The 9844-nt window shown below is 68.2% G+C and carries 8 protein-coding genes; 5 read left to right on the plus strand and 3 right to left on the minus strand.

What is annotated here, in order from left to right:
* The 3 genes from NP4_RS39225 to NP4_RS39235 form a co-directional block, all read left to right on the plus strand.
* Positions 1-4012 (plus strand): non-ribosomal peptide synthetase (locus tag NP4_RS39225; protein ID WP_156524983.1); only part of this gene is annotated, 4012 nt, incomplete at its 5' end.
* On the plus strand, positions 4009-4998 hold the full coding sequence (locus NP4_RS39230; protein WP_068009901.1) for an ATP-binding cassette domain-containing protein: 990 nt from the start codon (positions 4009-4011) through the stop codon (positions 4996-4998). The genes NP4_RS39225 and NP4_RS39230, both read left to right, overlap by 4 nt.
* Before the next feature lie 71 nt (positions 4999-5069).
* A complete protein-coding gene (locus NP4_RS39235; protein WP_062512134.1) occupies positions 5070-5852 on the plus strand; it encodes an ABC transporter permease in 783 nt (260 codons plus the stop codon).
* Between the two features lie 74 nt (positions 5853-5926).
* On the opposite strand, the gene NP4_RS39240 is transcribed toward NP4_RS39235, so the two are convergent.
* Positions 5927-6265 carry an RNA polymerase-binding protein RbpA gene (locus NP4_RS39240; protein ID WP_062512127.1) on the minus strand — a complete coding sequence of 113 codons (339 nt, stop codon included), beginning with the start codon at positions 6263-6265 and terminating at the stop codon, positions 5927-5929.
* A gap of 208 nt (positions 6266-6473) precedes the next feature.
* On the opposite strand from NP4_RS39240, the gene NP4_RS39245 reads away from it, so the two are divergent.
* Positions 6474-6800: a hypothetical protein gene (locus tag NP4_RS39245; protein ID WP_062512128.1), complete on the plus strand. Its 327-nt coding sequence runs from the start codon at positions 6474-6476 to the stop codon at positions 6798-6800.
* A 174-nt stretch (positions 6801-6974) separates the two neighbouring features.
* Complete coding sequence (locus tag NP4_RS39250; RefSeq protein WP_068009902.1) at positions 6975-8087, plus strand: FG-GAP repeat domain-containing protein; 1113 nt, start codon at positions 6975-6977, stop codon at positions 8085-8087.
* 3 nt (positions 8088-8090) lie between these two features.
* On the opposite strand, the gene NP4_RS39255 is transcribed toward NP4_RS39250, so the two are convergent.
* On the minus strand, positions 8091-9269 hold the full coding sequence (locus tag NP4_RS39255; RefSeq protein WP_147287895.1) for a hypothetical protein: 1179 nt from the start codon (positions 9267-9269) through the stop codon (positions 8091-8093).
* A 99-nt stretch (positions 9270-9368) separates the two neighbouring features.
* On the minus strand, positions 9369-9844 hold a 476-nt coding region (locus tag NP4_RS39260), incomplete at its 5' end, for a M23 family metallopeptidase (protein ID WP_156524984.1).

Below are 9844 nucleotides of genomic sequence, written 5' to 3' on the forward strand. Positions count from 1 at the left end.
CCGTCCGCCGCGGGTGCCGCTCTCGGCGGCGCAGCGACGGCTGTGGTTCCTCGCGCGGTTCAACGAATCCGCGGGCGCGGATGTGGCCGGGGTCTACAACGTGCCGGTCGCGCTGCGGCTGCGCGGCGACCTGGACGTCGAGGCGCTGCGGGCGGCGCTGCACGCGGTGCAGCGGCGGCACGAGACGCTGCGCACGGTCTTCGGCGAGCTCGAGGGCGAACCGTTCCAGCGGGTGCTCGAACCGGGTGAGGCGGCGATCGAACTGCCGGTCGTCGAGGTGTCCGAGGCGCAGGTGCCGCAGGCCGTGAGCGCTTTGGCCGCACAGGGTTTCGAGCTGTCGGCCGAGGCCCCATTGCGGGCGCGGCTGCTGCGGCTGTCCGCCGACGAACATGTGCTGGTGCTGGTGGTGCATCACATCGCCATGGACGGATGGTCGCTGGAACCGCTGGCCGCCGATGTGGCCGCCGCCTACACCGCCCATCGCGCGGGCTCGGCGACGCCGTGGGGTGAGCTGCCGGTGCAGTACGCCGATTACACGCTGTGGCAACGGGATACGCTCGGCAGCGAGGACGATCCGGAGTCGGTGATCAGTCGTCAGCTCGACTACTGGCGCACCGCCCTGGAGGGTCTTCCGGAACTGCTGGCGGTCCCGGCCGATCGGCCGCGTCCGCCCGCGCCGAGCTATCGCGGCGGCACGGTGGACTGCGCGATCGACGCGCGGACCCATCAGGAACTGCAGGCGATCGCGCAGCAGCACGGCGTCACCATGTTCATGGTGCTGCACGCCGCGCTGGCGACCCTGCTGCACCGGATCACCGCGGTCGACGACATCGCCGTCGGCACGCCGATCGCAGGGCGCGGCCATCCCGCGCTGGATCCGATGATCGGCATGTTCGTCGGAACCCTGGTGCTGCGTACGCGATTGGACGCCGGACTGTCGTTCGCGGAACTGCTGCACGCGGTGCGCGATACCGATCTCGAGGCGTTCGCGCATGCCGATGTGCCGTTCGAGCGGCTGGTCGAGGTGCTGAATCCGGCGCGCTCGCAGGCGCATCACCCGATGTTCCAGGTGATGCTGTCGGTGCGCAATCAGCCGGTGCGGGTACTGGAACTGCCCGAACTGCGGATCGAGGCCGCCGACGCCGATCCGGGGATCGCGAAATTCGATCTGCAGTTCACCGTCACCGAATCCTGGACCGCGCGTCGCGAACCCGACGGCATCACGGTCTCGGTGAACTTCGCCCGCGATCTGTTCGACGAGGCGACCGCGGCCGGACTCGGCGCGCGGCTGGTGCGGTTGCTGACCGCCGCGGCCGCGAATCCCGGTCTGCCCGTGGGTGATCTGGAACTGCTCGACGGCGCGGAGTGGTCGAGTCTGGCGCCGGTGCGCGGTGCGGCGGCCGATCGGCCGTTCACGCTGCCGGAGGTGTTCGAGGCCGCGGCGCGGGTCAATCCGCACGCGGTGGCGCTGCGCTGCGAGGGCACCCAGATCACCTACGACGCGCTCGATCGCTGGACCAACCGGCTGGCCCGGGTGCTGATCTCCCTCGGTGTCGGGCCGGAAACCCTGGTGGCGCTGGGTATTCCGCGTTCGGCCGAATCGGTGGCGGTGACGCTGGCGGTGGCCAAGGCGGGTGCGGCGTTCGTCCCGATCGATCCGAACTATCCCGAACACCGCATCGCCCATATGCTCACCGATTCCGGTGCGGCACTGGGTATCACGCTCTCGGCGCATCGCGAACGCATGCCCGACGGCGCGAGTTGGACGGTGCTCGACGCCCCGTCGTTCCGTCGACGCGTGCTGCGCACCCCGGATACGCCGCTGACCGCCGAGGAGCGGCCGATGCCGCTGCGGATGGACAATCCGGCCTACGTGATCTACACCTCCGGTTCGACCGGCGTGCCGAAGGGCGTGGTCGTAACCCACGGCGGTCTGTCGAACTTCGCCGCCGAGACCGCACAGCGTTTCGACGTGCGGCCGGGCTGTCGCGTCCTGCATTTCGCCACACCGAGTTTCGATGCGGCCATGCTGGATCTGCTGCTGGCCCTGGGCGGGGCGGCGACGCTGGTGATCGCTCCGGCGGGGGTGTACGGCGGTGCGGAACTGGCGCGGGTGTTCATCGACGAGCAGATCACCCACGCCTTCATCACCACCGCCGCGCTGGGCACCGTCGACCCGAGTGGAGTCACCGCGCTGCGGCATGTGCTGGTCGGCGGTGAGGCGCTGCCGCCGGAGCTGGTGAACCGGTGGGGTACCGGCCGCAAGCTGTACAACGTGTACGGCCCGACCGAAACCACCATCGTCACAGTGATTTCCGCGCCGATGACCCCCGGTGCGCCGATCACCATCGGCGGTCCGATCCGCGGCGTGGCGGCGATGGTGCTGGATTCGCGGCTGCATCCGGCCCCGGTCGGGGTGACCGGTGAGCTGTATCTGGCCGGGCCCGCGCTGGCCCGCGGATATCTGCATCGACCGGGGCTGACCGCGCAGCGGTTCGTGGCCAATCCGTACGGCAAACCGGGCGAACGCATGTACCGCACGGGCGATCTGGTGCGCTGGGTGGAACAGGACGGCCGTCGCGATCTGGACTACATGGGTCGCACCGACCATCAGGTGAAGATTCGCGGATTCCGCATCGAACTCGGCGAGATCGACGCGGCGCTGGCCCGCCATCCCGCGGTCGAATTTGCCACCACCATGGGTCATCGCACCCCGTCCGGGGCCACGGCGCTGGTGGCGTATGTGAAACCGCGTCGCGGGAGCGAGCCGACGGTGGCCGAGCTGACCGCGCATGTGGCGGAGCTCGTGCCCAATTACATGGTGCCGCAGTCGATCACGCTGCTCAACGCGGTGCCGTTGACCCCGGTCGGCAAGCTCGACCGTAAGGCCCTGCCCGAACCGGTGTTCGGGGCCGGTTCGGGTTATCGGGCCCCGGCCACGCCGGTGGAGGCGGCGCTGTGCGCGGCATTCGCCGAGGTGCTCGGCGTGGCGACGGTCGGCGCGGACGACGGGTTCTTCGAACTCGGCGGTAATTCGCTGCTGGCGACCAAGGTGGTGGCGCAGCTGCGTTCGGCCGGGATCGAGATGCCGGTGCAGCTGATGTTCGGCGATTCCAGTCCCGCGGCGATCGCGCGACGGCTGGCCGCCAATGCCGGGGACGCGCTCGCGGCGGCCTTGGAGCCGCTGCTGGCGATTCGATCCGCATCGGGATCGGCTGTGCCGCCGCTGTTCTGCGTACATCCGGCGATCGGTTTGGCTTGGTGCTATTCGGGTCTGCTTGCGCAGCTGCCGCCGGATCGGCCGGTGTACGGGCTGCAGGCGCCACACGTATCCGATACCGATGAGCACTCCTCGGTCATCGAGGCGGCGAAGGACTATGTGGCACATATCAAATCGGTGCAGCCGCACGGTCCCTACCATCTGCTGGGCTGGTCGCTGGGCGGTTTGATCGCCCACGAGATCGCGGTGCAGTTGCAGGAGGCGGGGGAGCGGGTGGCGCTGCTGGGCATGATGGACAGCTATCAGCTGTCCGACGAATGGCTCGAGCACGCCATTCCCGGAATCGCCGACATCATCGGCGAATTCGGCAGCGATCTGCTCGGCGGCGACCACGCGGTCGACCCGCGACTGACCCTGCAGGACGCGGTGGAACTGCTGCGCAACCGGCCGGGTCCGTTCGCGGCGCTGACCGTGGAGCATCTGCAGCGCCTCTACACCGGATACGCCAACGGCGCGGTGCTCGCGCACGGTTTCCGTCCCCGCGTCTTCGACGGCGATCTGCTGTTCTTCACCGCCGCCGACGACGAGATCAACCGGGCCGACCCCACCCGGTGCGCGCAGGCCTGGGAGCCGTATGTGACCGGCGCGATCCACGATCAGAAGGTGCGGTGCCGCCATTCCGGTATGACCACGCCGGAGGCGCTCGCGGTGATCGGTCCCGTACTGCGAGATCACTTGGTTGGCAACGGTTCTCGCGGTTCTCGCGCCGACGACATTGAGGAGGCCAAGTGAGTTTGGCGGTGGAGGTCGCAGGTCTGGTGAAGAACTACGGCCGGGTCCGCGTACTCGACGGAATAGATCTGGAGATCCCGCGCGGGACGGTGATGGGACTGTTGGGCCCCAACGGCGCGGGTAAGACGACCACGGTGCGCATCGTCACCACGCTGTTGAAACCGACGCAGGGCCGGGTACGCGTCGCCGGCGTCGACGTACTGCGCGATCCCGCGCGCGCCCGCACCCGCATCGGACTGTCGGGTCAGTACGCCGCGGTGGACGCGAACCTGTCCGGCTTCGAGAATCTGCGCATGGTCGCCCGGCTCTACGGGATGAACCAGAAGCAGTCCGCCGCGCGGGCCAGCGAACTGCTCGGGGCCCTCGGCCTGGAGTACGCGGCCGATCGGCGCGCGGGCACCTACTCCGGCGGTATGGCGCGCCGACTCGATCTGGCCGGGGCGCTGGTCGCGCGTCCGCCGGTGGTGGTGCTCGACGAGCCGACCACGGGCCTGGATCCCCGTGGGCGCCTGGATATGTGGCGGGTCATCGGCGAACTGGTCGACGACGGCACCACGGTACTGCTGACCACCCAGTATCTGGAAGAGGCCGATCTGCTGGCCGACCGGATCACGGTCATCGACCGCGGCAAGGTGATCGCGCGCGGTTCGGCCGACGAACTCAAGACCGCGATCGGCGGCGACCGGCTGACCGTCACCCTGGCCGCGGGCCAGAACCCGAAATCGGCGATGTCGGTGCTGGCCCAGGTCGGCGTCGGCGAACCCGCGCACGAGGCGGGCACCGACGAGGTGTCGATCGTGGTGGGCGACGGCTCGCGCACCATGGTCGAGGCGCTGCGCCGCCTCGACGACGCCGGGGTCTGCGTGGTCGACGCCACCGTGCATCGGCCCAGCCTCGACGAGGTGTTCCTCGCCCTGACCGGCTCCCCGGCCGCGGAATCCGGCGAATCCGAAACCGACGAGATTGCAGAGGAGATCATGTCGTGAGTACCGCGGAGCTGGCGGTCGCCGACGAGCCGATCACGACCGGCGTGGCTCGAATTTCCGCGCCGGTGCGGGTGTTTCGCGACAGCGGGATCGTCGCATACCGGAATCTGCTGACCATCGCGCGGGTGCCGACGCTCCTGGTGACCGCGACCATCCAGCCGTTGATGTTCGTCTTCGTCTTCGCCTACATCTTCGCGGAATCGCTGGGCGGCAGTCAGTATCGCGAATTCCTGCTGGCGGGAATCTTCACCCAGACCGTCGCGTTCAACGCCGCGTTCACCACGGTCGGACTGGCCAACGATCTACACCGGGGCATCATCGACCGGATGCGCACGCTGCCGATGTCGCGGCTGGCGGTGCTGATGGGCCGCACGCTGTCGGATCTGATGGTCAGCGTGCTGTCGGTGGCGGTGATGGTCGGCTGCGGCTATGTGGTGGGCTGGCGGATCAACGGCGGAATCGCCGACGCCGTCCTGGCATTCGCGGTGATCCTGCTGTTCGCGTTCGCGATGTCGTGGGTGGGCGCGGTGACCGGACTGCTGTCGCCGACGGTCGAGGTGGCCCAGAGCGCGGGCTTCATCTGGATGTTCCCGCTGACATTCATCTCCTCGGCGTTCATCTCCGCCGATTCACTGCCGGGTCCGCTGCGCACGATCGCGGAGTGGAATCCGATCACCGCGGTCTCGGCCGCGGGCCGCAAGCTGTTCGACAACGCCGCTCCGCCGACCTTCGCCAAGCCGCACGGCTGGCCGGCCGAGCATTGCGTCGAATACGCGGTGTACTGCTCGCTGGTGATTCTGGCGGTCGCGGTGCCGCTGGCGCTGGCGCAGTACCGCAAGGTCGCCAGCCACTAGGCGGGCACGAGAAAGGCCGCATTCACTCTGCGGGGAATGCGGCCTTTCGTCGTGTCTACAGGTACCTGTTGTACCTATACCCGGCCGCGCCGGGTCTTGAGCAGTTCCATCCGCTCCTGCAGCAGCTCCTCGAGCTCCTCCTTCGAGCGACGTTCGAGCAGCATGTCCCAGTGGGTACGCGGCGGCTTGACCTTCTTGGGCTCCTGGGTGGTGCCCTCGATCAGGATGCCCTCCTGGCCGTTGCGGCACAGCCACGTCGGCGGGATCTCGGCATCGTCGGCGAACGGAACGTCGAATTCCTCGCCGTTGTCCGTCCGGTACCGCGCCACCCGACGCGGCGCCAGGTCGTGGTCGCGGTCGGTCTCGTAGCTCACCGCTCCGAGCCGGCTGCCTCGGAGTACGCGATCTGCCATGGTGTGCGGTCCTCTCTAGCCTGTCGGCAACGCTCTACATGTCTCTTAACGCGCCATGCCGTATAACAGTTCCCGGCGACGGTCAACCCCATCATTTTACTCGGTCTGCGACCCTGGGTCGCGCGGCCCATGCTTTCACGGTCACGAGCGGGGAAAGTTCGGCGTGCCCGTCTGCGCGACGGGCCGCATGCGGTTAAGGTCTCGGCTCATGCCGCGTCGTGTGCTGTCGTCCTGTTCGTGGTGTGGACGAGAGATCGCCGAGTCCGAGATCGGGCGGCGTCGCCGCTATTGCCGCCAGTCCTGTCGGCAGCGTGCCTACGAGCATCGGAAGGGCCTGGAGGGCACCGGGATTCCCGAGGACGCGGTGGTGCTGTCGGCGCAGGAGGCCGCCGATCTGGCCGATCGGTGGTTCGCGGCGCGGTGTGCGGCCGAGGATGTCGCGACCGCGGTCGCCGAGGGCGCTGACGCGGCCGAATTGGCGGCGCTGACCGAGACATTGGTGATGCTCACCAAGGACGCCGAGCGGCTGCGCTGAGCCTGGCACTGTGCCCAGTCGAATACGGGCACGTCCGCCAATTCGACGAATTCGAGCCAACTGGACCGGTGACCTGGCGCAAGTGTCCTACCTTCGTCGAACCACACGCTCGTGGTTCGGTTCGACTCAGGACATCTCATGCACATTCGCGGCATTTCGATTCGACTACTTCTAGTGCTCTGTGTACCGGTCTTCGGCGTGGTGGCGGCAGGTCCTGCCGGCGCCGCGGGGCATATCGACTTCGCGCCCAAGGTGGATTCGCCATCGGGCGGCAACTTCCCGTCGTGGGGTCCGGGGCCCGCCCCGGTCGGCATGGTCGGCGCGGACTTCACCGGTGACGGGATCACCGATATCGTGGCCGCCGACTTCCAGGGCGTGGGGCCGATTCTCATGGCGGGCAAGGGCGATGGCACCTTCCGCAGCGGCACCCGGGTCGGCTCGCCGGGCAATGGATTCGGGGCGGTGTCGGCGGGGGATCTCAACGGGGACGGCAAACAGGATGTGGTCGCGCAGGCTTGGACCACCATCGCGGTGTTCCTGGGCAACGGCGACGGCACCTTCCGGGCGGGGGAGAAGTACACCACTCTCGAGGGCGCGCAGCAGCAGGTCGCCGTCGTGGATGTGAACGGTGACGGGAAAGCCGATGTGCTGAGCATGGTTCCGACGGGGGTGAAGACCTGGTTCGGCAATGGCGACGGGACATTGCGGTCGGGTCCGTCGGCGCTGATCGCGGGCACCTCGGCGGCGTTCACGACCGGCAAGTTCAACGGCGACGGCACGGTGGATCTGGCGATCAACAATGATGTGCTGCAACAGGTCGAGGTGTTCTTCGGCGACGGCGACGGCAGTTTCACCCGCAAGGGTTCCAGTACCAGCGGGTTGATCACCGAGGATGTGCGGGCGGGGGATTTCGACGGTGACGGCATCGACGATGTGATCACCGCCGATTCGTTCTCCTTCAGCACCACCGTGCTGATCTCCGACGGACGCGGCGGCTTCGAGAAGACCAACCGCGTCGGCCTGTCCGGCGCGGGCCCGACCAGCATCGCGGTGGGCGACTTCGACGGTGACGGCAAGAAGGACGCCGCCATGTCCGCTGTCGTCAGCTCCACCATGGTGGTGCTGCGCGGCAACGGCGACGGTACGGTCGCCAAGATCGGCGAATTCCCGGTCACCCTCGCCCCGCAAACCCCGGTCCTGGCCGACTTCGACCGCGACGGCAAAACCGATATCGCCGTCGCGGGCGCAGCCAATGCCGTGTCCTTCCTGAAGAACCGCTCATCCTGATCCCTAGCGAGCCAACGCTTTCCGATCTGTTCCGTTGTCCCGCGGGGCTGTTCCCTTGTCCCGCGGGGCTGTTCTCTTGTCCCGCAGGGCCGCTGCCTTGTCCTGCGGGCCTGGTCCGTTGTCCTGCGGGGCCGTTCCCTTGTTTCGCGTGTCCGTTTTCCTTTCCCGCAGGGCCGCTTCCCTTTCCCGTAGGGCCGCTTCCCTTTTCCTCGGCCGCGAAGCGGTCGAGGGCCTCCCCGCAACCACCACACCCCCCACTCCCACGACAACCACAGCCGCCAACCCCGCGAACGCCCACAGCGTGCGGCCGTCGGGATGAATCAGCGACTGCGCCCGCAACGCCTGCCACAGCAACAGCGCGACCAGGCCGAAGTACCCCAGGCCGAGGACGCCGATCACCCGGGCCCGCACCCGCTCGGTCAGCCACGGCCGCCGCCGGGCCAGCAATCCCAATCCGAACGCGGCCAGCAACAGGATCTGAATTCCGTGCAAGCCCGCGAAATGCGGGATCCGCATATCCCCGCCCACGGTGCTCCAATGCGTGATCGGCATTCCCGCCAGCGCGTCGCGGTCGACCGTGACGCCGGGCAGCACGGTATGTCCGGCCGCCAATTCCACCGGACGGCCCGCGGTATCGTGCGTCAACTGTCTGCCGGTGCCCACCATCAGATATCCCAGCGCCATACCGAATACGGAGATCGCGAGCCCGAAGTGGATGGCCCGGGAGGTGGGCCGGTCGGCCACCCGCTGCCACGAAACGATCACCGCGATCAAGAGATTGGCGAAGAACAGGCCGGGCACCCCGGTCGCGAACAACCACTGCCCGATATCGTTGACCTTGTCGGCGTGATCGGTATTGAAATGGCTGAACGTCCCGCGCGCGGCCATCACCACGATGAACCCGACATCGATCACCCCGGTCGCCGCGAACACGGCCCCCAGCGCCCTGGTGACGCGAGACCATCTGTGCGGCAACGACAGCAGCCACGCCAGCGTCACCGAATACAGCGCGAACGCGATCGCGAACTTCAACGGTTTGAGCCACACCGACTCACCGAACAGTTGACGAGCATCGAAAAACATCGCGGCCAGGCAGAATACGGCGAGCGCCGCCATCAGGCCGGCCTCCAACATCAGCGGGCGATGCCACCGCCGGACGGAAACTGCAGCAGAACTGGTCATAGCCGGAACGCTAGGTTCGAGGCATCGACCGCTACGTCCCCCGCGGGTGGTGACCACACCCCCTACGGTGGTGCCAGCCGCACTACCCGGGTATGACGCTCAGCCGAAAGGCGCGGGGCCCAGGTCGATTCCGCGCGCGAGCAGCCACGGCAGCGGATCGATCTTCGTACCGCCCTCATCGGCCCACACCTCGTAGTGCAGATGCGGTCCGGTGGAGAAGCCGCGATTGCCGACGGTCGCGATGATGTCGCCCGCACGCACCCGCTGGCCGACACTGGCGAGAATGTCGTTGACATGTCCGTAGACGCCGATCGTCCCGTCGTCCTGGCGCACGCGCACCCACAGCCCGAAGCCGGAGGCGGGGCCGGCCTCGATGATCTCGCCGTCGGTGACCGCCGCGATCGGGGTGCCGATCGGATCGCCGAAGTCGATGCCGCCGTGCAGTTCGCCCCAGCGCATCCCGAAGCCGGAGGTGAGCACGCCCGCGACGGGCCGCACGGTCGGATGGATCGCGCGGGCGGCCTTGGCCATGGGCCAGGGCGCGTCGGCGGGCGCTACGGGCGCCGGGACGGGCG

Origin of the sequence: Nocardia pseudobrasiliensis NBRC 108224, from assembly GCF_001613105.1 — a bacterium.
Taxonomy (GTDB): domain Bacteria; phylum Actinomycetota; class Actinomycetes; order Mycobacteriales; family Mycobacteriaceae; genus Nocardia; species Nocardia pseudobrasiliensis.

Bases quoted from the DNA above. Each gene is read 5' to 3' on its own strand.
- NP4_RS39240 (WP_062512127.1), bottom strand. From the start codon at position 6,265: ATGGCAGATCGCGTACTCCGAGGCAGCCGGCTCGGAGCGGTGAGCTAC.
- NP4_RS39245 (WP_062512128.1), top strand. From the start codon at position 6,474: ATGCCGCGTCGTGTGCTGTCGTCCTGTTCGTGGTGTGGACGAGAGATC.
- NP4_RS39255 (WP_147287895.1), bottom strand. From the start codon at position 9,269: ATGACCAGTTCTGCTGCAGTTTCCGTCCGGCGGTGGCATCGCCCGCTG.